Origin of the sequence: Nocardioides abyssi (assembly GCF_030412915.1) — a bacterium.
GTDB lineage: Bacteria > Actinomycetota > Actinomycetes > Propionibacteriales > Nocardioidaceae > Nocardioides > Nocardioides abyssi.
In genome coordinates this window covers 94,887-117,453 of record NZ_JAUHJR010000003.1, presented here as the reverse complement: position 1 = coordinate 117,453, position 22,567 = coordinate 94,887, and the positions used below count along the sequence as shown (strand labels likewise).

The window sequence follows — 22,567 nt, the reverse complement described above, 5'->3', positions numbered from 1 at the left end:
AGCACGCGGGGGATGCGCGCCCGCCTCGCGCGGATGGGCACGCGCAGCCAGCCGACCAACCCGGTCCTCGAGCCGCTCTTCCGCTCGGTGCGCGCCAACCACCCCAAGGCCGACCTGGCCCTGCTCGAGCGCGCCTACGACGTGGCCGAGAAGATGCACGGCACGCAGATGCGCAAGAGCGGCGACCCCTACATCACCCACCCGCTCGCGGTCACCACCATCCTCGCCGGCATCGGCATGACCGAGCCGACCCTGGTCGCCTCGCTGCTCCACGACACGGTCGAGGACACGCCGTACACCCTCGACCAGCTGCGCAAGGACTTCGGCGACGAGGTCGCCCAGCTCGTCGACGGCGTCACCAAGCTCGACAAGGTCGTCTACGGCGACACCGCCGAGGCCGAGACGATCCGCAAGATGATCGTCGCGATGTCGCGCGACATCCGCGTGCTCGTCATCAAGCTCGCCGACCGGCTGCACAACATGCGGACCCTGCGCTACGTCAAGCAGGAGACCCAGGAGCGCAAGGCCCGCGAGACGCTCGACATCTACGCGCCGCTGGCCCACCGGCTCGGCATGAACACCCTCAAGTGGGAGCTGGAGGACCTCGCGTTCGCGACCCTGCACCCCAAGATCTACGACGAGATCGTGCGGATGGTGGCCGAGCGCGCACCCTCGCGCGACCAGTTCCTCGCCGAGGTCATCAGCCAGGTCGAGAACGACCTGCGCGAGGCGAAGGTCAAGGCGACCGTCACCGGCCGACCCAAGCACTACTACTCGATCTACCAGAAGATGATCGTCGGCGGCCGCGAGTTCACCGACATCTACGACCTGGTCGGCATCCGGATCCTCGTCGACGAGGACCGCGACTGCTACTCCGTCCTCGGCGTGCTGCACTCGCGCTGGAACCCGGTCCTCGGCCGGTTCAAGGACTACGTCGCGATGCCGAAGTTCAACATGTACCAGTCGCTCCACACCACCGTCATCGGTCCCGCGGGCAAGCCGGTCGAGGTGCAGATCCGCACCTTCTCGATGCACCGCCGCGCGGAGTACGGCGTCGCGGCGCACTGGAAGTACAAGGAGGACGGCCGGGCCGGCCTCGACACCGACCGGCTCGCCGACGGCGACGACATGACCTGGGTCCGGCAGCTGCTGGACTGGCAGAGCGAGGTCGAGGACCCGGGGGAGTTCCTGGAGTCCCTGCGCTTCGAGATCAACCGCGCCGAGACCTACGTCTTCACCCCGCGCGGCGACGTCATCGCCCTGCCGGCCGGCTCGACCCCGGTGGACTTCGCGTACGCCGTCCACACCGAGGTCGGCCACCACACGATCGGCGCGCGGGTCAACGGGCGCCTGGTGCCGCTGGAGTCGACCCTCGAGAACGGCGACGTGGTCGAGGTCTTCACCTCCAAGTCCGAGAACGCCGGCCCCTCACGTGACTGGCTCACCTTCGTCCGGTCCCCGCGGGCCCGCTCCAAGATCCGCCAGTGGTTCTCCAAGGAGCGCCGCGAGGAGGCGATCGAGCAGGGCAAGGAGCAGATCGCCAAGCTCATGCGCAAGGAGGGCCTGCCCCTCAAGCGGCTCATGTCGCACGAGTCGCTCACGCTGGCGGCCCGGCACTTCACGATCACCGACGTCTCCGCGCTGTACGCCGCCGTCGGCGAGGGCAACCTGTCGGCTCAGGCCGTCGTCAGGCGCGTCATCGAGGAGCACGGCGGCAGCGAGGCCGCCCAGGAGGACCTCGCCGAGGCCGTCACGATCACCGGCCGGCGCGGCCGCTCGAAGGTCGCGCCGAGCGGCGGCGACGCGGGCGTCATCGTCAAAGGTGCGCCCGACGTGTGGGTCAAGCTCGCCAAGTGCTGCACCCCGGTGCCGCCCGACGACATCCTCGGCTTCGTCACCAAGGGCGGGGGCGTCTCGGTGCACCGCCAGGACTGCACCAACGCCACCTCGCTGAAGTCCCAGCCGGAGAAGCTGCTCGAGGTCGAGTGGGCGCCGACCGGGTCCTCCTCGTTCCTGGTCAACATCCAGGTCGAGGCGCTGGACCGGGCCCGGCTGCTCTCCGACATCACGATGGCGCTCTCCGACGCCCACGTGAACATCCTCAGCGCCAACCTCTCCACCACCCGTGACCGCGTCGCCAAGAGCCGCTTCACCTTCGAGATGGCCGAGGCCAAGCACCTCGACCAGGTGCTCAAGGCCGTGCGCGGCGTCCCCGGCGTCTTCGACGCCTACCGCGTCACCTCCTGACCCCACCCACCCGCAGGTCGAGCAGCGAGCCTCCGCTGGTTGAGCCGCGAAGGCGTGCAGCGCCAAGCGTGTCGAAACCCCCGGCAGATGCGCAGGGCGGCGACCGAGGGGTCACCGCCGCAGGCACGTCACCGGGTCCCGACACGCTCGGGCCTGGCGACCCTCCCGGCTCAACCAGCGGGAGGCCCCCGCAGGGATGAGGTCGAACGGGTCAGCCGGAGAAGTCCGCGGACGCCTTCCGGGCCATGTCGAGGAACTGCTGGCGGGAGGCGAGGTTCTCCTCCAGCTCGCGGACCAACTTGTCGTTGCCGGCGGCGCGGGCCTGATCGAGCTCGGCCTGCACCTGGGCGATCGCGGCCTCGAGCTTGAGGACCATGTCGCCGGCGCGGGCGGACTTCTCGGGGTCCGAGCGCTTCCACTGCTCGTCCTCGACGGCGCGGATCGCCTGCTCGACCTTGCGGATGCGGCCCTCGAGCTCCTTCATCCGGTCGCGCGGGACCTTGCCGGCGGCGTCCCAGCGGTCGGCGATGTCGCGGAAGGCGCGCTTGGCGTTCTCCACGTCGGTGACCGGCACGAGCGCCTCGGCCTCGACGAGCAGCTGCTCCTTGACATCGGCGTTCGCGGCGAACTCCTGGTCCTGCTCGGCGGCAGCGGCGTCGCGGTTGCCGAAGAACGTGTCCTGCGCGCCCCGGAACCGCTTCCAGAGCGCGTCGTCGACCTCCTTGGGGGCCGGGCCGGCGGCCTTCCAGTCGCGCATCAGGTCGCGGTAGCGCCCGGCGGTCGGGCCCCACTCGGTGGAGTCGGCGAGCTTCTCGGCCTCGACGACGAGGCGCTCCTTGACCGCGCGGGCCGCGTCACGCTTCTCGTTCTGCTCCGCGAAGTGCGCCTTGCGGCGCCGGGTGTACGCCGTGCGGGCCGACGAGAACCGCCGCCACAGGGCGTCGTCGGAGGCCCGGTCGATGCGGGGGAGCGCCTTCCACTCGTCGAGCAGCTCGCGGAGCCGGTTGGCGCCGTGGCGCCAGTCCGAGCCCTGGGCGAGCTTCTCGGCCTCGCCGACGAGCTTCTCCTTGGCGGCCTTGGCCTCGGCCGACCGGGCGGCCTTCTCGGCCTTGCGGGCCTCGCGCTGGGTGGCGATGACCGGGCCGAGCGCGTCGAGGCGGGCGCCGAGGGCCGCGAGGTCGCCGACGGCGTTGGCGTCGGTCACCTGGGCCCGCACGGTCTTCACCGACTCGGCCGCCTCCTCGGGGGACAGCACGGCGGAGCGCACCCGTTGCTCGAGCAGCTCGACCTCGAAGGACAACGCGGCGTACCGCTCGGTGAAGAAGGCCAACGCCTCCTCCGGCGTGCCCTCGGGGTACTGACCGACGGGGCGTTCCCCGTCCGCGGTCCGGACGTAGACGGTGCCGTCGTCGTCGACTCGGCCCCACTCATGGCTCGTCACTGCTGGTCCCTCGCATCGGTGGTGCGCGGCGGCTCGCTCACGCAGGCGGCAATCCTAGTCAGGTACGACGCGTCCCGGGGGCCGCGCGCGGCCGGCGGGCCGAATCCCGGTGGGGCCGCCCGGGCGACCCACGGGTAGCCTGACCCGGTGCTGATCGCCGGATTCCCCGCTGGGCCCTGGGGGACGAACTGCTACGTCGCCGCCACCGGGCCCGGCGCCGAGTGCGTCGTCATCGACCCCGGCAAGGACGCCGCCGACGGCGTGGCGCAGGTCGTCCGCGAGCACCACCTCAAGCCGGTCGCGGTGCTGGTGACCCACGGGCACGTCGACCACATGTGGTGCGTCGCCCCGGTCGCCGGGACCTACGACGCCACCGCGTGGATCCACCCCGACGACCGCCACCTGCTGACCGACCCGATGGCCGGCATGTCGCGAGAGACCACCCAGATGATGCTGGGCGGCTCCTACGAGTGGGCCGAGCCCGACGACGTCCGCGAGCTGTCGGACCGCCAGGAGCTCGAGCTCGCCGGCCTGCGGTTCGTCGTCGACCACACCCCGGGCCACACCGAGGGGTCGGTGACCTTCCGGACGCCGTACGAGCAGCAGGACGTCAGCGAGGTCATGTTCTCCGGCGACCTGCTCTTCGCCGGCTCGATCGGCCGCACCGACCTGCCGGGTGGCGACCACCCGACGATCCTGCGCAGCCTGAGGGAGAAGGTGCTGACCCTGCGCGATGACGTCGTGGTGCTGCCCGGCCACGGGGAGCAGACCTCCATCGGCCGCGAGCGGGCCACCAACCCGTTCCTGCTGGACCTCCAGGACGGCCCCGGCGGCGCAGCCGGCGGCGGCACCGCTCCCGTGACGCGGGGGCTGTGAGCATGGCCAAGCCGACCCCGCTGAGCGGGTTCCCCGAGCTGCTCCCCGAGCAGCGCTTCGTCGAGCAGCAGGTCGTCGACACCCTGCGCGAGGTCTTCGAGCTGCACGGCTTCGCCGGCATCGAGACGCGTGCGGTCGAGCCGATGGACCAGCTGCTGCGCAAGGGCGACACCTCCAAGGAGGTCTACGTCCTGCGCCGGCTCCAGGAGACCGACGCCGGCACCGACGCCGGGCTGGGCCTGCACTTCGACCTGACGGTGCCGTTCGCCCGCTTCGTGCTGGAGAACGCCGGCAAGCTGGAGTTCCCCTTCCGCCGCTACCAGGTGCAGAAGGCCTGGCGCGGCGAGCGCCCGCAGGACGGCCGCTACCGCGAGTTCACCCAGGCCGACATCGACATCGTCGGCAAGGACGAGCTGCCCTTCCACCACGACGTCGAGGTCACCCGCGTCATGGTCGACGCGCTGTCGCGGCTCGAGTTCCTGCCGCCGTTCCGGCTCCAGGTCAACAACCGCAAGCTCATCCAGGGCTTCTACACCGGCATCGGCGCCCCCGACCCGGCCGAGGTCATGCGGCTGGTCGACAAGCTCGACAAGCTCCCCGCCGACACGGTCCGGGGCATGCTCGTCGAGGAGGCCGGCCTCAGCGCCGAGCAGGCCGACCGCTGCCTGGAGCTGGCCACGATCCGCAGCGCCGACGACTCGTTCGTCGACCGGGTGCGCGCCCTCGGCGTCGAGGACCCGCTGCTGGAGGAGGGCCTGGCCGAGCTCGCCGCCCTCGTCCGCGGCTGCGCCGGCCTGACCGGCGAGAAGGTCTCGATCGAGGCCGACCTGTCGATCGCGCGCGGCCTGGACTACTACACCGGCACCGTCTTCGAGACCCGCCTGCAGGGCAGCGAGTCGCTCGGCTCGATCTGCTCCGGCGGCCGCTACGACGCGCTCGCCAGCGACGGCCGGACCACCTACCCCGGCGTCGGCATCTCCCTCGGCGTCAGCCGGGTGCTCGTGCCGCTGCTGAACCGCGGCGCGCTCGTCGCCGACCGCAAGGTCCCCTCCGTCGTCCTCGTCGCGCTGACCAGCGAGGAAACCCGCGGGGAGTCGGACGCGATCGCGACCGCCCTGCGCACCAACGGCGTGCCCTGCGAGGTCGCCGCGACCGCGCAGAAGTTCGGCAAGCAGATCCGGTACGCCGAGCGCCGGGGCATCCCCTACGTCTGGTTCACCGGCGACGCGCCGGGCGAGCACCAGGTCAAGGACATCCGCACCGGGGAGCAGGTGGCCGCGGACCCGGCCACCTGGACACCCCCCACCGACGACCTCCGACCGAAGGTCGTGTCGAGCACAGATCAGGAGCAGCAGTGATCCGCACCCATGGCGCCGGCGCCCTCCGCGCCGAGCACGTCGGCCAGACCGTCACCCTCGCCGGGTGGGTGGCCAACCGTCGCGATCACGGTGGCGTGGCCTTCATCGACCTGCGCGAGGCCAGCGGCGTCGTCCAGGTCGTCATCCGCGACGAGGACGTCGCCCACCAGCTCCGCGCGGAGTTCTGCCTGAAGGTCACCGGCGAGGTGACCGCCCGCAAGGAGGGCAACGAGAACCCCAACCTGGCCACCGGCCAGGTCGAGGTCGTCGCCACCCAGGTCGAGGTGCTCAGCACCGCCGCGCCCCTGCCGTTCCCGATCTCCGACCACGTCGACGTGGGGGAGGAGGTGCGCCTCAAGCACCGCTACCTCGACCTGCGCCGCTCGGGCCCGGCCGCGGCCATCCGCCTGCGCAGCAAGGTCAACAAGGCCGCGCGCGACGTGCTGGACCGCCACGACTTCGTCGAGGTCGAGACCCCGACGCTGACCCGCAGCACGCCCGAGGGCGCCCGCGACTTCCTCGTGCCCGCACGCCTGCACCCGGGCAGCTGGTACGCGCTGCCCCAGAGCCCGCAGCTGTTCAAGCAGCTGCTCATGGTCGGCGGCATGGAGCGCTACTACCAGATCGCGCGCTGCTACCGCGACGAGGACTTCCGCGCCGACCGCCAGCCGGAGTTCACCCAGCTCGACATCGAGATGTCCTTCGTCGAGCAGGAGGACGTCATCGCGCTGATGGAGGACGTCCTCGCGGAGATGTGGAAGCTCATCGACGTCGAGATCCCGCGCCCGATCCCGCGGATGACCTACGCCGAGGCGATGGCCAAGTACGGCTCGGACAAGCCGGACCTGCGGATGGGCAACGAGCTGGTCGAGTGCACCGACTACTTCAAGGACACCCCGTTCCGCGTCTTCCAGGCGGAGTACGTCGGCGCCGTGGTCATGCCGGGCGGCGCGAGCCAGCCGCGCAAGCAGCTCGACGCGTGGCAGGAGTGGGCCAAGCAGCGCGGCGCGCGGGGCCTGGCCTACGTCCTGGTCCAGGAGGACGGCACCCTTGGCGGCCCGGTCGCCAAGAACATCACCGACGAGGAGAAGGCCGGCCTGGCCGCCCACGTCGGCGCCCAGCCGGGCGACTGCATCTTCTTCGCCGCCGGCGCCACCAAGTCCAGCCGCGCCCTGCTGGGCGCCGCCCGCCTCGAGATCGGTCGCCGCTGCGGCCTGATCGACACCTCGGCGTTCGCCTTCACCTGGGTCGTCGACGCGCCGCTCTTCGAGCCGGCCAGCGAGGCGGTCGCCAGCGGCGACGTCGCGGTCGGCGGGGGAGCGTGGACTGCCGTCCACCACGCCTTCACCAGCCCCAAGCCGGAGTTCCTCGACACCCTCGAGGAGAGCCCGGGCGAGGCGCTCGCCTACGCCTACGACATCGTCTGCAACGGCAGCGAGCTCGGTGGCGGGTCGATCCGTATCCACCGCGAGGACGTCCAGAAGCGGGTCTTCTCGGTCATGGGCATCGGGGAGGACGAGGCGCAGGAGAAGTTCGGCTTCCTGCTCGACGCCTTCAAGTACGGCGCCCCGCCCCACGGCGGCATCGCCGTGGGCATGGACCGGATCTGCGCGATCCTCTCCGGCGCGGACTCCATCCGCGACGTCATCGCCTTCCCGAAGTCCGGTGGCGGGTTCGACCCGCTGACGGCGGCCCCTGCGCCGATCACGCCTGCCCAGCGCAAGGAGGCCGGCGTCGACGCGCCCCCGGCGAAGGCCGGCGACGCCGACCCCGATGGGCAGCAGCCCGCCTGAACCACCGGGGGACGTGCCGTCCCCCGACGCTGTGACGCACCGAGCGACCTGGTTGTCCAGATCGTTATACGCCGGTGACCGATTCCTCCTGGACGGTCGCTTAGAGTCGCTGCGGCGCCGGGGCGATCCCCCGGCCGACGTGGGCCCTGTACCCCCGTCCGGCACGACCAGCCGATCGACCACCCAACGAACGCACAAGGCGGGACATGACTGCACCGCTCACCCCGGAGAGCGCTCTCGAGAGCCACTTCGTGGACGAGGACCAGCCCGAGCCGGACGGCTCCGGGCCGATCGTCAGCAAGTCCCCGGGACAACTGGCCCGGGCCCGGTTCCTCAAGGACAAGCTCTCGATGGTCGCGCTGGTCATCGTGGTCCTCTACGTCCTGGCCGCGATCTCCGCGCCGCTGCTGGTGAAGGTCGGCTTCCTCGACCCGTACGCCACCAACCAGGACCTGCTCAACGAGTTCCAGCTGCCCATCGGCGCCTGGGGCGGCATCTCCGGCGACCACTGGCTCGGTGTCGAGCCCGGTGTGGGCCGCGACGTGCTCTCGCGAGTCTGGTACGGCATCAGCTTCTCGTTGGCCATCTCGCTGACCGCCACGGTCATCGCGGTGCTCATCGGCGTGAGCCTGGGCATCGTCTCCGGCGCCTCCGGCGGCTGGGTCGACGCGATCATCGGTCGCGCGATCGACCTGACCCTGGCCTTCCCGCAGACCCTGATGCTGCTGGCGCTCTCCACCGTCGCGGTCGCGTTCATCACCGAGACGCTGGGGGTCCCGGAGGGCAACCCCGCCCAGGCGCTGTACGTCGTCACGGTGCTCGGGCTGTTCGGCTGGACCGGTGTCGCCCGCATCGTGCGCGGCCAGGTGCTCTCGCTGCGCGAGCGCGAGTTCGTCGCGGCCTCGCAGATGATGGGTGCCTCGAAGTTCCGGCTCTACTTCCGCGAGATCCTGCCGAACCTGTGGGCGCCGATCCTGGTGACCTTCACCCTGATCATGCCGGCGTTCGTCTCCGCCGAGGCCGCCCTCGCGTTCCTGCAGGTCAGCATCAAGCAGCCGACGCCCACACTCGGCAACGTCCTCTCGGACTCCCTGCGGTTCGCCGAGAACGACCCGGTCTACTTCTTCGTGCCGGCCATCCTCATCGCCCTGATCGTCGTGAGCTTCAACCTGCTCGGCGACGGTCTGCGCGACGCGCTGGACCCGAAGGGACACCAGTGACACCCGTCGGGTGATCACGCACGCAACCCCCAGTCTCGACGGCACGGCGTCGTCGAAGCTCCCGCCGCCCCTGCGCGGCGCACCGAAGGAGGAAGTTGAATGGGTATGAAGTTGAGGAGGACGGTGGCGTCGACCGCCGCCTCGCTCCTGGGGCTGTCGCTCCTGGCCGCCTGTGGTGGTGACAGCGACGACAGCAGCTCCGGGAACAACTCCGGGAGCAACGCTGCCGTCGCCGGCGAGAAGGGCGGCACCCTCAAGGTGCTGCAGCACTTCCCGTACGAGTCCGCCGACCCGCAGCGCATCTACTACGGCGTGCAGCTCGCCTGGTACCGCCGCCTGATCTACCGCGGCCTGCTCGCGTTCCCGATGTCCGAGGACCCCGAGGTCGCCACGACCCCGGTGCCCGACCTCGCGACCGACACCGGCACCTCGTCCGAGGGCGGCAAGGTCTGGGAGTTCACCCTCAAGGACGGCGTCAAGTGGGAGGACGGCAGCGACATCACGTGTGAGGACGTCCAGTACGGCACCTCGCGCGTCTTCGCCAACGACCTGATCACCGGTGGCCCGAACTACACGCTCAGCTACATCGACGTGGAGGACTACCCCGGTCCGTACAAGGCGACGCCGGAGCAGCAGGCCGCCTTCGACGAGGCCGTGAGCTGTGACGGCAAGACCATCACCTTCCGCTTCAACAAGCCGTGGGCGGACTTCCCCCAGGCCATCGCGGGCATGATGATGACCGACCCGTACAAGGAGGAGTTCGACGAGGGCGCCAAGTCCCAGTGGAAGGTCCTCTCCAACGGCCCGTACAAGGTCGAGGGCGGTGAGTGGAGCAAGAACAAGGGCGCCACGCTGGTCCGCAACGAGAACTACGACCCGGCCACCGACGACCCGGAGGCCCTGCGCCTCGCGCTGCCGGACCAGATCGACTACCAGATCGACCCGTCCGACACCGCCGGTGAGCTCTTCAACGACCGCCTCATCCAGGACGCCGCGGACGTGAAGAACGCGATCACGACCGCGCGCGTCGCGCCGACCCAGTTCCCGCAGATCACCGGGCCGGTCGAGGAGCGCTACGTCAACGTGCTCTCGCCGTACAACCAGTACCTCTCGCCGAACTTCAACAGCGAGGTCATGAAGGACGTCAACGTCCGTCGTGCGCTGGCTGCGTCGCTGGACCTCAACGGCTACGTCAAGGCCCTCGGTGGGGAGGTCGCGTCGGCCCCGGCCGAGACGATCATCAACCCGGGCGTCTCGGGCTCGACCGAGAACCCGGCCTTCGCCGAGGACAACAGCAACGACGGCGACCCCGACGCCGCCCGGGCCATGCTCGAGGAGGCCGGCGTGAAGATGCCGGTCGAGATCAGCCTCGCGTACCCGACCTCGCCCACCGCCGACAAGGCGATGGCCGTCGTCCAGGAGGGCTGGAACGCTGCCGGCTTCGACGTCACGCTCGAGCCGCAGGGTGACACCTACTACGACGTCATCTCGCGTCCCGACGACGAGTTCGACATCACCTGGGGTGGTTGGGGTGCTGACTGGCCGTCGGCCATGACCGTCATCCCGCCGCTGTTCGACAGCCGCCCGAACTTCTCGCCCACCACGTGTGGCCAGAACTACGGCTGCTACCAGGACGAGGACTTCGAGGCCCTGGTCGACGAGGCCGCCAACGCCTCGGACATCGACTCGCAGGTCGAGACCCTCGTCGAGGCCGACGCCAAGCTCGGCGAGGACGTCGCCTACATCCCGCTGGACGTCAGCAAGTTCAACTGGCTGTACGGCTCGCAGGTCACCGGCTTCACGACGACCGCCGCGTCGTCGTCCTACCCGGAGATCGGCCTCATCGGCGTCACGCAGTGACCACTGCCTGACCCGGCACAGCTGAACCCCGAGGTGCCGGGTGCGCGAACACCGCGCACCCGGCACCTCACCGGGTCCTGGCACAGGACCCCCGGCCCGACCCACCCCGCGTCGGGCCACGACACGCACGCACCCCCACCCGGGGTGCTCCCCGACGACCTCGATTGAGGTGAGACCCGACCGATGTGGGCATACATCGTCCGCCGGTTGTTCATCGGCGTCGCGCTGCTGCTGGCGCTGACCCTGGTGACCTTCGTCCTCTTCTTCGCCTCGCCCGTCGACCCGGCGCGCTACGCCTGCGGCAAGAACTGCAGCGAGCAGCAGCGCGACCAGGCCCGGGCCGCTCTCGGCTACGACAAGCCGGTCTACGAGCAGTGGGGCCTGTTCATGAAGGGCGTCGTCGCCGGCCGTGACTTCCCCGCCGACGAGGAGCTGCGCGCAGCGGCACCCGAGGTGGTCACGCACTGCGCTGCCCCCTGCCTGGGCTACTCCCACCTCAACTCCTCGACGGTCAACGACCTCGTCAAGGAGGCCGCTCCCGTCTCGATCTCCCTGGCGCTCGTCGCCCTGGTGATGTGGCTGGTCGGCGGCGTGCTCTTCGGCATCCTCGCGGCGGTCTTCAAGGGCTCCTTCATCGACCGCGGCATCGTCGGCCTGACCCTGGTGGCCTACGCGTTCCCCACCTTCTTCATCGCGGTCTTCTTCCTGAAGTACTTCGCGGTCAAGTGGGAGCTGTGGCCCTACCCGACCTACGTGTCGCTGGCGGACGGCGGACTGGCCTCCTGGCTGGGCAACCTGATCGTCCCGGCGTTCACCCTGGCCCTGGTCTTCATGGCCGGCTACGTGCGCATGACGCGCGCGTTCATGCTGGAGTCGATGACCGAGGACTACATCCGCACGGCGAAGGCCAAGGGCCTCAAGCAGCGCAAGGTGCTCTTCAAGCACGGCCTGCGCGCGGCGCTGACCCCGCTGGTGACGATGACCGGCCTGGACTTCGCGACCCTGCTGGGCGGCGCGATCATCACCGAGTCCGTCTTCGCCTACCCGGGCCTCGGCCTGCTGACGGTGCAGGCGAGCGACGCGTGGGACCTGCCCACCGTCATCGGCGTCGTGGTGCTGGCCGGCTCGTTCGTGATCCTCATGAACATCATCGTGGACATCTCCTACGCCTTCATCGATCCCCGAGTCCGGCTCGGGTAGGAAGAGACTCAGACGGTGGACAACTTCCTCAGCGTGCGAGACCTTCGCGTGCACTTCCCGACGCCCGACGGCGTCGTCAAGGCGACCGACGGCCTCTCGTACGACCTGGCCCGAGGCAAGACCCTCGGCATCGTGGGTGAGTCCGGCTCGGGCAAGTCCGTGTCCAGCTCGGCCATCCTCGGCCTGCACCGCGGGACGAACGCGCAGGTCAGCGGCGAGATCCTGCTCGACGGCACCAACCTGCTCACCATCACCGACGAGGAGATGCGGCAGCGCCGGGGCAAGGAGGTCGCGATGATCTTCCAGGACCCGCTCTCCGCGATGCACCCCTACTACACGGTCGGCAACCAGATCGCCGAGGCCTACCGGGTGCACCACGACGTGAACAAGAAGGCGGCCCGCACCCGGGTCGTCGAGATGCTCGAGCTCGTGGGCATCCCGCAGCCCGACCGCCGGGTGGACGACTACCCGCACCAGTTCTCGGGCGGCATGCGCCAGCGCGCGATGATCGCGATGGCGCTCATCAACGACCCGAGCCTGGTGATCGCCGACGAGCCGACGACCGCGCTCGACGTGACGGTGCAGGCGCAGATCCTCGACCTCCTGCAGAAGCTCCAGCGGGAGTTCAACACCGGCATCATCATCATCACCCACGACCTCGGCGTCGTGGCCGAGATGGCGGACGACGTGCTGGTGATGTACGCCGGCAAGGCCGTCGAGTACGGCCCGACCAAGGAGCTGCTCACCCACCCGGAGATGCCCTACACCTGGGGCCTGCTCTCCAGCGTCCCGGACCTCACCGCGGACGTGGACGAGAAGCTCGTGCCGATCCCGGGCACGCCGCCCAGCCTGCTCAGCCCGCCCAAGGGCTGTGCCTTCCACCCGCGCTGCCGCTACAAGGACCAGGTCGCCGGCGACCTGTGCGTCACGCAGCAGCCGGATCTCACCCCCGGCTCGCGCGGTCCGGGGCACCTCAAGCGGTGCCACCTGACCGACCCGACCGTCCCGAACGAGGAGGAGGTGGCCCGGTCATGACCATGACCGACGCGGCCCCCACAGGCCCTTCGACCGCCACGGACGGGAGCGCACCCCTGCTCGACGTCCGTGACCTGCAGATGTACTTCCCGGTGAAGTCTTCCGGGCTCATCCGACGCACCGTCGGGCACGTCCAGGCCGTCGACGGCATCAGCTTCCAGATCGAGTCCGGCGGTTCGCTGGGCCTGGTCGGGGAGTCCGGCTGTGGCAAGTCCACGACCGGCCGGCTCGTCACGCGGCTCTACAAGCCGACCGACGGCAGCATCCACTTCGAGGGCCGCGACATCGCCGGCCTGGGTCCGCGCCAGCTCAAGCCCCTGCGCCGCGACATCCAGATGATCTTCCAGGACCCGTACGGCTCGCTGAACCCCCGCCACACCGTGGGCCGGATCATCGGGACGCCGCTGGAGATCCACGACGTCGTGCCCAAGAAGCAGGTGCTGCCCCGGGTCCAGGAGCTGCTGGAGATCGTCGGCCTCAACCCCGAGCACTACAACCGCTACCCGCACGAGTTCTCCGGCGGCCAGCGCCAGCGCATCGGCATCGCCCGGGCGCTCACGTTGCAGCCCAAGCTGCTCGTCGCCGACGAGCCGGTCTCTGCGCTCGACGTGTCGATCCAGGCGCAGGTGATCAACCTGCTCCAGGACATCCAGCGCGAGTTCAACATCGGCTTCCTGTTCGTGGCCCACGACCTCGCGGTGGTCCGGCACTTCTGCCCGGAGATCGCGGTCATGTACCTCGGCAAGATCGTCGAGATCGGCGAGCGGGACGCGATCTACCAGCACGCCAACCACCCCTACACCCAGGCGCTGCTCTCCGCGGCTCCCGACGTGAAGCAGGCGGCGATCGGCGGCCGGCGCGAGCGCATCCAGCTGCAGGGCGACGTGCCCAGCCCGATCAACCCGCCCTCGGGCTGCCGGTTCCGGACCCGGTGCTCCTACGCCCAGGACATCTGCGCCGCGGTGGAGCCGCCGCTGCTGCAGATCGGTCGCCGGCACAAGGTGGCCTGCCACTTCGCCGGCGAGATCGGCCACCACCCGGCTGAGCCCGTCACCGCGCCCCTGCTCGGGGTGGACCGGCACGGCGACCGCGTCCCGGGCACCGACCCGACGCCGGGCCTCGGCACGGACTCGGGCTACAGCGACACCTGGTACGACTTCCCGGGCCGGCGGATGGTCCGGGACGAGAGCGCCTGAGCCCCACCTCGTGGAAGGGCTGTTCGACGCGGAGGAGCCGCGGCCGGTCACCGGCCGCGGCTCCTTGTCGTCGGCGGCCCACGCGTCCAGCCCCCTCGCGGTGCGGATGCGTCCGCGGACCCTCGACGAGCTCGTCGGCCAGGAGCAGCTGCGCGCCCCCGGTGCGCCGCTGCGCCAGCTGATCGAGAACGAGCAGTCGATGTCGTTGCTGCTGTGGGGCCCGCCCGGCACCGGAAAGACCACGATCGCCTCGATCGTGAGCCAGCAGACCGACCGGCGCTTCGTCGAGGTCTCCGCGGTCTCGGCCGGGGTGAAAGAGGTGCGCGCGGCCATCGACACCGCCCGCGCGGAGCTGGTGGCGACCGGGCGGGAGACCGTGCTCTTCGTCGACGAGGTGCACCGGTTCAGCAAGGCCCAGCAGGACGCGCTGCTCCCAGGCGTGGAGAACCGCTGGGTGACGCTGGTGGCGGCCACCACCGAGAACCCGTTCTTCAGCGTCATATCCCCGCTGCTCTCCCGCAGCCTGCTTCTGCGGCTGGAGTCGCTGACCGACGACCACATCCGCGGGGTGCTCGACCAGGCGCTGGTCGACGAGCGCGGGCTCGACGGACGCTTCACCGTCGAGGAGGAGGCGCTCGAGCACCTGGTCCGTCTCGCGGGCGGCGACGCCCGGCGGTCGCTGACCTACCTCGAGGCCGCGGCCGGGGCCGCCTCGGCCCGCGGGTCCGACGTGGTGACCCTCGAGATGGCCGAGACCGCCGTCGACCAGGCCGCGGTCCGCTACGACCGCCAGGGCGACCAGCACTACGACGTGACCAGCGCCTTCATCAAGTCCGTGCGCGGCTCCGACGCCGACGCCGCGCTGCACTACCTCGCCCGGATGATGGAGGCGGGGGAGGACCCCCGCTTCATCGCGCGCCGGCTGATGATCCTCGCCAGCGAGGACATCGGCCTCGCGGACCCGACCGCCCTGCCGACCGCGGTGGCCGCGGCCCAGACGGTGCAGCTGATCGGCATGCCCGAGGCACAGCTGACCCTCGCGCACGCGACGATCGCCCTGGCGGTCGCGCCGAAGTCGAACGCCGTCACGACCGCCATCGGCGCCGCCGTCGCCGACGTGCGTGCGGGCAAGATCGGTCCGGTCCCCGCGCACCTGCGCGACGCGCACTACTCCGGGGCCAAGAAGCTCGGCCACGGGTCGACGTACAAGTACAGCCACGACGAGCCCTTCGGCGTCGCCGAGCAGCAGTACGCACCCGACGTCGTGCTCGACCGCGAGTACTACCAGCCGACCTCGCTGGGCGCCGAGGCCGCGGTCAAGGAGCGGTGGCAGCGGGTACGCCGCCTGGTGCGCGGCGCGGGCGGTCCGGCCGCGAAGGGCAAGCGGTCCGGACGGTAGGGTCGGGCACCATGGTCGAGGAGTGGAGCCTGCCGGTCTGGGCGGTGGTCGCGGCAGCCGTGGCGCTGCTGGTCCTGCTCGCGGTCACGCTCGTCCTCGGGGTGACCGCCGCACGCGGCCGGCGCCGCGCCGAGCAGGCCGCCGCCCGCGCGCGGGTCGAGGCCGAGGAGCTCCGGGCCCGCGTCGAGGCCGTCGAGCAGCGCCTGCTCGCGAGCGACGCGCCCCCGGCCACCCGCCCCGCGGAGGAGTACGTGATCACCCGCGTCGGGGACCTCGACGCCCCCGACGGCGCCGGGCCCGCGGCGGCCGACCGGGCACCCGTCGTACCCGCACCGCTCTTCGCGGACGTCGTGCTGCGCGAGTCCGTCGTGCAGGTCGGCTCGCTGGCTGCCGGGCTGCGCCGGGCCCTGGCGCCGGAGACCCGCAACCGCGTCCGCTTCGAGGTCAGGCGCGAGGTCCGCCGCTCGCGCAAGCAGCGGCGCGCGGACCAGCGCGCCGCACGCCGCGACTGGGAGGCCCGGCGGCGCGCCGCCGAGCCCAGCCCCGAGGCTGGCGCGGCATGAGCCGCGGCCTCTGGTTCGTCGCCGGGGCCGGAACGGGGGTCTACGCCATGGTGCGTGGCCGCCGCGCCGCCGAGGCGCTCACCGCCGACGGGCTCCGCGACCGGTGGAACGGCCTCACGCACGGCGCCCGGCTGCTCCGCGACGAGGTCGCCCAGGGCAAGGCCGACGCCGAGGTCGACCTGCGCGCCCGGCTCGGGCTCACCCCCGCCGGGACGCCCGAGCTGGCGGCTCCGGCGGCCCCGGCCACCCCCACCAGCACCACCACCGCGACCACCACGACCACCCCGGCGGGTCTCGGGACGGGCGCTGCCCGCCCTCCTCGACCAGCCGGTCACACCACCCACGAAGCACACGAGGAAGGCACCACCTGATGGAGACCGCGGAGATCCGCCGGCGGTTCGTGGCCCACTTCGAGGCCAACGCGCACACGGTCGTCCCGTCCGCGTCGCTGCTGCTCGACGACCCCAACCTGCTGTTCGTCAACGCCGGCATGGTGCCGTTCAAGCCGTACTTCCTCGGCCAGGAGAGCGCGCCCTACGACCGCGCCGTGAGCGTGCAGAAGTGCGTGCGCACCCTCGACATCGAGGAGGTCGGCAAGACCACGCGGCACGGCACGTTCTTCCAGATGTGCGGCAACTTCTCCTTCGGCGACTACTTCAAGGAGGGGGCGATCCGCTTCGCCTGGAGCCTGATCACCGGCTCCGTCGAGGAGGGCGGCCTCGGCTTCGACCCCGAGAAGATCTGGGTCACGGTGCTGCCGAGCGACGACGAGGCGCGCGAGCTGTGGCGCTCGATCGCCGGCCTGCCCGAGGAGCGCATCCAGGAGCGCGGGCTCAAGGACAACTATTGGTCGATGGGCGTGCCCGGGCCGGGCGGTCCGTGCTCGGAGATCTACGTCGACCGCGGGCCGGAATTCGGCCCCGACGGGGGCCCGAACGCCGACGAGGACCGGTTCCTGGAGATCTGGAACCTCGTCTTCATGCAGGAGTCGCTCAGCGCCGTGCGGGCCAAGGACGACTTCGACGTCGAGGGCCCGCTGCCGGCGAAGAACATCGACACCGGCATGGGCCTGGAGCGGGTCGCCTACCTGCTCCAGGGCAAGCAGAACATGTACGAGATCGACGAGGTCTTCCCCGTCATCGAGCGGGCCAGCGAGCTGACCGGCCGGGCCTACGGCGCCAGCGCCGAGGACGACGTCCGGTTCCGCGTCGTCGCCGACCACGTGCGCAGCGCGCTGATGCTCATCGGTGACGGCGTCACGCCGGGCAACGAGGCGCGCGGCTACGTGCTGCGCCGGCTGCTGCGCCGCGCGGTGCGCTCGATGCGGCTGCTGGGCTACGAGGACCGCTCCCTGCCCGAGCTGCTCCCGGTCAGCATGAGCCGGATGAAGGCGTCCTACCCCGAGCTCGAGGCCGACTTCGAGCGCATCAGCCGGGTGGCGTACGCCGAGGAGGACGCCTTCCGCAAGACCCTCCAGGCCGGCACGCAGATCTTCGACCAGGCCGCCCAGCAGGTGAAGGCGTCGGGGGAGACCCGGCTGACCGGCGACAAGGCGTTCGCCCTGCACGACACGTATGGCTTCCCGATCGACCTCACCCTCGAGATGGCCTCCGAGGCCGGGCTGAGCGTCGACGAGGACGGCTTCCGCGCGCTCATGACCGAGCAGCGCGAGCGGGCGAAGGCCGACGCCCGCTCCAAGAAGGGCCAGCACGCCGACACCGGCGTCTACCGCGGCATCCTCGACGCGCACGGCCCCACCGAGTGGCTGGCCTACGAGACGCTCGAGACCGAGTCGCGCCCGCTGGCGCTGCTCTCCGGTGGCGCGCCGGCGCGCTCGCTGGCCGCCGGCGAGGTCGGCGAGCTGGTGCTCGACCGCACCCCGTTCTACGCCGAGTCCGGCGGCCAGGCGGCCGACGCGGGCATCATCGAGTTCGACGGCGGCCGGCTCGAGGTGCTGGACGTCCAGCGGCCGGTCCGCGGCCTGGTGGTGCACCAGGTCCGCGTGGTCGACGGCGAGCTCGACGCCGGCGCCGCGGCGCTGCACGCCCGCGTCGACCCCGAGTGGCGGACCGGCGCGCGGCAGGCGCACTCGGGCACCCACGTGGTCCACGCGGCGCTGCGCGAGGTGCTCGGCCCCACCGCGCTGCAGTCCGGCTCCTACAACCGCCCGGGATACCTCCGCCTCGACTTCGGCTGGACGACCGGGCTGAGCGCGGAGCAGGTCCGCGACATCGAGCAGGTCTCCAACCACGCGCTGCGCGCCGACCTGCCGGTCTCCTGGCAGTACATGACGCTCCCCGAGGCCAAGGACTGGGGCGCGATCGCGCTCTTCGGCGAGACGTATGACGACTCCCAGGTGCGCGTGGTCGAGATCGGCGGCCCGTGGTCGCGCGAGCTCTGCGGCGGCACGCACGTCGACCACTCCTCGCAGATCGGGACGGTCGTCGTCACCGGCGAGTCGTCGGTCGGCTCCGGCAACCGCCGCATCGAGGCCTTCACCGGCGTCGAGGGCTTCGCCTACCTCGCCCGCGAGCGCGACGTCGTCAGCCAGCTCACCGGCCTGCTCAAGACGCAGCCCGACGACCTCGTCGGCCGGGTCTCCGAGCTCGTCGACCGCCTGCGGGCGGTCGAGAAGGAGGCCGAGAAGGCCCGGGTGGCCCAGCTGCTCGCCGCGGGCGGCCAGCTCGCGGCCGCGGCCGAGGTCGTCGGCGGCGTCCACGTGGTGGCGCACCGCGCCGACGGTGCCGCCGGCGGCGACGTGCGCACGCTCGCGATGGACGTCCGCGGCCGGCTGCCCCAGGGCGAGCCCGGCGTCGTGGTCGTCGTCGGCGTGGCCGACGGCAAGGTCTCGGTCGTCGCGGCGGTCAACGACGCCGGCCGCGAGCGGGGCCTCTCGGCCAACGCCCTGGTCCGCGCGGTCGGCCCGCTGGTCGGCGGCAAGGGCGGCGGCAAGGACGACGTGGCCCAGGGCGGCGGCACCGACGCGACGCGGGTCGACGAGGCGCTCGCGCTGGTGACCACCGAGGTCGCGCGGACGGCACGCGCTTGAGGCACGGCGTACGGCTCGGCATCGACCCGGGCGACGCCCGGATCGGCGTGGCGCGCAGCGACCCGACCGGGTTCCTCGCCACGCCCGTCGAGACCGTGCGCCGCGGCAAGGGCGACCTCGCGCGGATCGCGCGGATCCTGCGCGACATCGCTGCGGAGTCCGAGGTCGCCGAGGTCGTCGTCGGGCTGCCGCGCAGCCTGTCCGGCGGCGAGGGGCCGGCGGCGGTCAAGACGCGTGAGTTCGCCGACCGGCTGGCGCAGCGGGTCGCACCGACCCCGGTGCGGCTCGTCGACGAGCGGCTGACCACCGTGTCGGCGGAGGCTATGCTCCGCGACCGTGGTCGGTCCGGCAGCAAGCGCCGGGCCGTCGTCGACCAGGCCGCAGCAGTCCTGATCCTGCAGCACGCGCTCGACACCGAGCGTGCGACGGGGACCGCCCCCGGCGAGATCGTCCGGGCAGCGCCCGAGGAGCCCGAGGAGACCCAGTGAGCGACCCGAGCCAGCCGAGCGAGCCCCTGCTGCCCGGCGAGCGACCCGTCGAGGGCGGGCGCCGGCGCCGCAAGCGCCGCAACCTGCCCGGCTGCCTGGCGGTCCTGGTCGCGCTGGCGATCGTCGCCGGCGGCCTGTGGTTCGCGGTGACCAAGGGGATCGGCTGGGTCGAGGACCAGTTCGCCGACCCCGACGACTTCGCCGGCCCCGGAACCGGCAAGGTGGCCTTCGAGGTCGTCGAGGGCGACTCCAGCGCCGCGATCTGCCGCGGGCTCAAGGCCGACGAGGTCGTTGCGTCGGTCCAGGCCTGCATCGACGCCGCGAGCGCCAACCCCGACTCCTCGGGGATCCAGGTCGGGTTCTACCCGCTCAGGCGGGAGATGGCGGCCGAGGACGCGATCGACGTGCTCGTCGACCCCGCCAACATCGTCACCAACGCCGTGACGGTCCCCGAGGGGCTCAACGTCGACCAGGTCGTCGCGATCCTCGCCGAGCGGACCGAGTTCGGCGCCGCGGCGTTCGAGAAGGTGCTCGCCCAGCCCGACCGCATCGGCCTGCCCGACTACGCCGACGGCAACCCCGAGGGCTACCTGTTCCCCTCGACCTACTCCTTCGGCCCCAACGCCAAGCCGGTCGACATGGTCTCCGCCATGGTGGAGCGGTGGCGCCAGGCCGCCGACGAGGCCGGTCTCGAGGAGGCCGCCGACCGGCTCGGCTACACCCCCCACGAGCTGATGACGGTCGCCAGCCTGGTCGAGGCCGAGGGCCGCGGCGACGACATGCCCAAGGTCGCGCGGGTCATCTACAACCGCCTCGAGAACCCCGACAACGGCGTCACCAACGGGCTGCTGCAGATCGACGCGGCGGTCAACTACGCCCTCGACAAGAGCCCGATCGCCCGGCTGACGACCGCCGAGATCGACTCGGTCGCGGACTCGCCGTACAACACCTACAAGCAGCCGGGCCTGCCGCCGGGGCCGATCGAGGCGCCGGGCGACGCGGCGATCAAGGCCGCCACGACGCCGGCCGACGGGCCGTGGCTGTTCTACGTGACGGTGAACCTCGAGACCGGCGAGACCAAGTTCACCGAGTCCTACGACGAGTTCCTGTCCTTCCGCGGGGAGCTCGACGACTACTGCGCCAACGAGTCCGACCGCTGCTGATGCGCTGCGCCGTCCTCGGCGACCCGATCGCCCACTCGCTCTCGCCGGTGCTGCACCGGGCGGCGTACGCCGAGCTCGGCCTGGACTGGACCTACGACGCCGTCCGGGTGCCCGCCGGTGGGCTCGCCGACTTCCTCACCGGGCTCGACGACACCTGGCGCGGCCTGTCGCTGACCATGCCGCTCAAGCGCGAGCTGATGGGGCTGGCCGACGAGGTGACCGACCGCGCGACCCTGGTCGGCGCGGCCAACACCCTCGTGCTGGGCGGTGCGGGCGGGACCGGCGGCAGGCTCGCCGACAACACCGACCTGCCCGGCGCGGTCGCCGCGGTCCGCGAGCGGCACGCCGGCCCGGTCACCACCGGTGCCGTGCTGGGCGGGGGAGCCACCGCCGCCTCGACCGGCCTCGCCCTGTGCGACCTGGGCGCGGAGCGGCTGACGCTGCACGTCAGGTCGGCCGCCCGGGGCGCCGAGGCCGCCGAGGCCGTACGCCGCCACCCCGCCGCGCCCGAGGTCGTGCTCGCGTCGCTGGACGACGCGCCCGTGGCCGACGTCGTCGTGTCCACGATCCCGGCCGCGGCGCAGACCGACGTGCTGGTCGACGGCTGCCGCGGCGTCCCGGTGGTCTTCGAGGTCGTCTACGACCCCTGGCCGACCCCGCTGGCCGCCTCGGTCCTCGACGACCGGACCGGTGCGGGTCGGGTGCTGGTCGCCGGGCTCGACCTGCTGGTACACCAGGCGGCGCTCCAGGTGGAGCTGTTCACCGGCCGGCTGCCGTCGGTGGCGGCGATGCGTGCCGCCGGTGAGGCCGCCCTGCGCCGGGCGACCGGATCGGCGACCGGATCGGGGACGGGCGCGGGGTGAGCGACCAGGTCGTCGCCACCGTCGCGCTGGCGCTCCTCTGCGGCGGCCTCGGGCTGCTCGTGCCGGCGCTCATCGCCCGGGTGCCCGAGCCGGAGCCGGTCACCACCGACGACGCGGTCGCCGAGCAGGACGTGCCGCTGCCGACCGTGCTGCCGGCCGCGCCGTCCGGGTCGTCGCCCTCGACCCCGGCTGCACCGACGGTCGACGACGAGGGACCCAAGGAGCCCTACGTCGACATCGCCCGGCTGCCCGGGCTGGTGTGGCGGGCGGCGCTCGCCTCCGCGGCGGCCGGCGCGCTCGTCGGGTGGTCGGTCGGGGCCACGTGGGACCTGCTCCCGCTGGTGCCGCTCGTGCCGGTCTCGGTCGCGCTCGCGGTCGTCGACTGGCGGACGCGGCTGCTGCCGACGAAGGTCATCGCGCCGACGTACCTCGTCACGATCGCGCTGACGCTGGTGACCTGGCTGGTGACCGGCGGGACCGACGACCTGGTGCGCGCCTTCTGGGGCTGGTTGGTCGCGGGCGGCATCTTCTTCGTGCTGTGGTTCGTCCACCCCCGCGGCCTGGGCTACGGCGACGTCCGCCTGGCCGGCCTGCTCGGCATCGCGCTGGGCCACCTCGGGTGGGGCGAGCTGCTCGTCGGGGTCTACGGCGGGTTCCTGCTCGGCGGGGTCGGCGGCGGCCTGCTGTCGCTGCTGCGGGTGGTGGAGCGCAAGGCGTTCCCCTTCGGCCCGTTCATGCTGGTGGCGGCGCTGATGGGCGTGTGGATCGGGGAGCCGGTGCTCGACGGTCTCGTGACCGGGTGAGCGTCCGGTCGCG

18 protein-coding genes are annotated in these 22,567 nt (G+C 71.8%); 17 read left to right on the top strand and 1 reads right to left on the bottom strand.

Annotated features, from left to right (window positions below; genetic code table 11):
- The first annotated feature begins 12 nt into the window (after nucleotides 1–12).
- Nucleotides 13–2,247: a RelA/SpoT family protein gene (locus QWY29_RS09575; protein ID WP_300960503.1), complete on the top strand. Its 2,235-nt coding sequence runs from the start codon at nucleotides 13–15 to the stop codon at nucleotides 2,245–2,247.
- Between the two features lie 211 nt (nucleotides 2,248–2,458).
- On the opposite strand, the gene QWY29_RS09570 is transcribed toward QWY29_RS09575, so the two are convergent.
- Nucleotides 2,459–3,688 (bottom strand): DUF349 domain-containing protein, encoded by a 1,230-nt coding sequence (locus QWY29_RS09570; RefSeq protein ID WP_300960502.1) that lies wholly within the window; start codon nucleotides 3,686–3,688, stop codon nucleotides 2,459–2,461.
- 147 nt (nucleotides 3,689–3,835) lie between these two features.
- Here QWY29_RS09570 and QWY29_RS09565 point away from each other — a divergent pair, with 147 nt between their 5' ends.
- From QWY29_RS09565 to QWY29_RS09490, 16 genes are all read left to right on the top strand, one after another.
- Nucleotides 3,836–4,564, top strand: a complete 729-nt coding sequence (locus QWY29_RS09565; RefSeq protein ID WP_300960501.1) for an MBL fold metallo-hydrolase — start codon at nucleotides 3,836–3,838, stop codon at nucleotides 4,562–4,564.
- 2 nt (nucleotides 4,565–4,566) lie between these two features.
- Complete coding sequence (gene hisS, locus QWY29_RS09560) at nucleotides 4,567–5,922, top strand: histidine--tRNA ligase (protein ID WP_300960500.1); 1,356 nt, start codon at nucleotides 4,567–4,569, stop codon at nucleotides 5,920–5,922.
- Nucleotides 5,919–7,715: an aspartate--tRNA ligase gene (gene aspS, locus QWY29_RS09555; protein WP_300960499.1), complete on the top strand. Its 1,797-nt coding sequence runs from the start codon at nucleotides 5,919–5,921 to the stop codon at nucleotides 7,713–7,715. Before hisS ends, aspS begins: the two co-directional genes overlap by 4 nt.
- A gap of 206 nt (nucleotides 7,716–7,921) precedes the next feature.
- Nucleotides 7,922–8,935 carry an ABC transporter permease gene (locus tag QWY29_RS09550; protein ID WP_300960498.1) on the top strand — a complete coding sequence of 338 codons (1,014 nt, stop codon included), beginning with the start codon at nucleotides 7,922–7,924 and terminating at the stop codon, nucleotides 8,933–8,935.
- 123 nt (nucleotides 8,936–9,058) lie between these two features.
- On the top strand, nucleotides 9,059–10,795 hold the full coding sequence (locus tag QWY29_RS09545; protein WP_300960497.1) for an ABC transporter substrate-binding protein: 1,737 nt from the start codon (nucleotides 9,059–9,061) through the stop codon (nucleotides 10,793–10,795).
- Nucleotides 10,796–10,978: 183 nt separating this feature from the next.
- On the top strand, nucleotides 10,979–11,995 hold the full coding sequence (locus tag QWY29_RS09540) for an ABC transporter permease (protein WP_300960496.1): 1,017 nt from the start codon (nucleotides 10,979–10,981) through the stop codon (nucleotides 11,993–11,995).
- Nucleotides 11,996–12,028: 33 nt separating this feature from the next.
- Nucleotides 12,029–13,030 carry an ABC transporter ATP-binding protein gene (locus tag QWY29_RS09535; protein WP_336621837.1) on the top strand — a complete coding sequence of 334 codons (1,002 nt, stop codon included), beginning with the start codon at nucleotides 12,029–12,031 and terminating at the stop codon, nucleotides 13,028–13,030.
- A gap of 2 nt (nucleotides 13,031–13,032) precedes the next feature.
- A complete protein-coding gene (locus QWY29_RS09530; protein WP_439117417.1) occupies nucleotides 13,033–14,226 on the top strand; it encodes an ABC transporter ATP-binding protein in 1,194 nt (397 codons plus the stop codon).
- Nucleotides 14,227–14,236: 10 nt separating this feature from the next.
- Nucleotides 14,237–15,625, top strand: coding sequence for a replication-associated recombination protein A (locus tag QWY29_RS09525; RefSeq protein ID WP_300960493.1), 1,389 nt, complete (start codon nucleotides 14,237–14,239; stop codon nucleotides 15,623–15,625).
- A gap of 11 nt (nucleotides 15,626–15,636) precedes the next feature.
- Nucleotides 15,637–16,188: a hypothetical protein gene (locus QWY29_RS09520; RefSeq protein ID WP_300960492.1), complete on the top strand. Its 552-nt coding sequence runs from the start codon at nucleotides 15,637–15,639 to the stop codon at nucleotides 16,186–16,188.
- Nucleotides 16,185–16,559 carry a DUF6167 family protein gene (locus QWY29_RS09515; RefSeq protein ID WP_300960491.1) on the top strand — a complete coding sequence of 125 codons (375 nt, stop codon included), beginning with the start codon at nucleotides 16,185–16,187 and terminating at the stop codon, nucleotides 16,557–16,559. Before QWY29_RS09520 ends, QWY29_RS09515 begins: the two co-directional genes overlap by 4 nt.
- On the top strand, nucleotides 16,559–19,237 hold the full coding sequence (alaS, locus tag QWY29_RS09510) for an alanine--tRNA ligase (RefSeq protein WP_300960490.1): 2,679 nt from the start codon (nucleotides 16,559–16,561) through the stop codon (nucleotides 19,235–19,237). Before QWY29_RS09515 ends, alaS begins: the two co-directional genes overlap by 1 nt.
- Nucleotides 19,234–19,725 carry a Holliday junction resolvase RuvX gene (ruvX, locus tag QWY29_RS09505; RefSeq protein ID WP_300960489.1) on the top strand — a complete coding sequence of 164 codons (492 nt, stop codon included), beginning with the start codon at nucleotides 19,234–19,236 and terminating at the stop codon, nucleotides 19,723–19,725. The genes alaS and ruvX overlap by 4 nt, the downstream gene beginning before the upstream one ends.
- Nucleotides 19,722–20,888, top strand: a complete 1,167-nt coding sequence (gene mltG / locus QWY29_RS09500; protein ID WP_300960488.1) for an endolytic transglycosylase MltG — start codon at nucleotides 19,722–19,724, stop codon at nucleotides 20,886–20,888. The genes ruvX and mltG overlap by 4 nt, the downstream gene beginning before the upstream one ends.
- Nucleotides 20,888–21,751: a shikimate dehydrogenase gene (locus QWY29_RS09495; RefSeq protein ID WP_300960487.1), complete on the top strand. Its 864-nt coding sequence runs from the start codon at nucleotides 20,888–20,890 to the stop codon at nucleotides 21,749–21,751. The genes mltG and QWY29_RS09495 overlap by 1 nt, the downstream gene beginning before the upstream one ends.
- On the top strand, nucleotides 21,748–22,554 hold the full coding sequence (locus tag QWY29_RS09490; protein WP_300960486.1) for a prepilin peptidase: 807 nt from the start codon (nucleotides 21,748–21,750) through the stop codon (nucleotides 22,552–22,554). The genes QWY29_RS09495 and QWY29_RS09490 overlap by 4 nt, the downstream gene beginning before the upstream one ends.
- Nucleotides 22,555–22,567: the final 13 nt, after the last annotated feature.

Bases quoted from the DNA above. Each gene is read 5' to 3' on its own strand.
- QWY29_RS09575 (WP_300960503.1), top strand. From the start codon at position 13: ATGCGCGCCCGCCTCGCGCGGATGGGCACGCGCAGCCAGCCGACCAAC.
- hisS (WP_300960500.1), top strand. From the start codon at position 4,567: ATGGCCAAGCCGACCCCGCTGAGCGGGTTCCCCGAGCTGCTCCCCGAG.
- QWY29_RS09550 (WP_300960498.1), top strand. From the start codon at position 7,922: ATGACTGCACCGCTCACCCCGGAGAGCGCTCTCGAGAGCCACTTCGTG.
- QWY29_RS09540 (WP_300960496.1), top strand. From the start codon at position 10,979: ATGTGGGCATACATCGTCCGCCGGTTGTTCATCGGCGTCGCGCTGCTG.
- QWY29_RS09530 (WP_439117417.1), top strand. From the start codon at position 13,033: ATGACCGACGCGGCCCCCACAGGCCCTTCGACCGCCACGGACGGGAGC.
- QWY29_RS09520 (WP_300960492.1), top strand. From the start codon at position 15,637: ATGGTCGAGGAGTGGAGCCTGCCGGTCTGGGCGGTGGTCGCGGCAGCC.
- QWY29_RS09515 (WP_300960491.1), top strand. From the start codon at position 16,185: ATGAGCCGCGGCCTCTGGTTCGTCGCCGGGGCCGGAACGGGGGTCTAC.
- alaS (WP_300960490.1), top strand. From the start codon at position 16,559: ATGGAGACCGCGGAGATCCGCCGGCGGTTCGTGGCCCACTTCGAGGCC.
- QWY29_RS09495 (WP_300960487.1), top strand. From the start codon at position 20,888: ATGCGCTGCGCCGTCCTCGGCGACCCGATCGCCCACTCGCTCTCGCCG.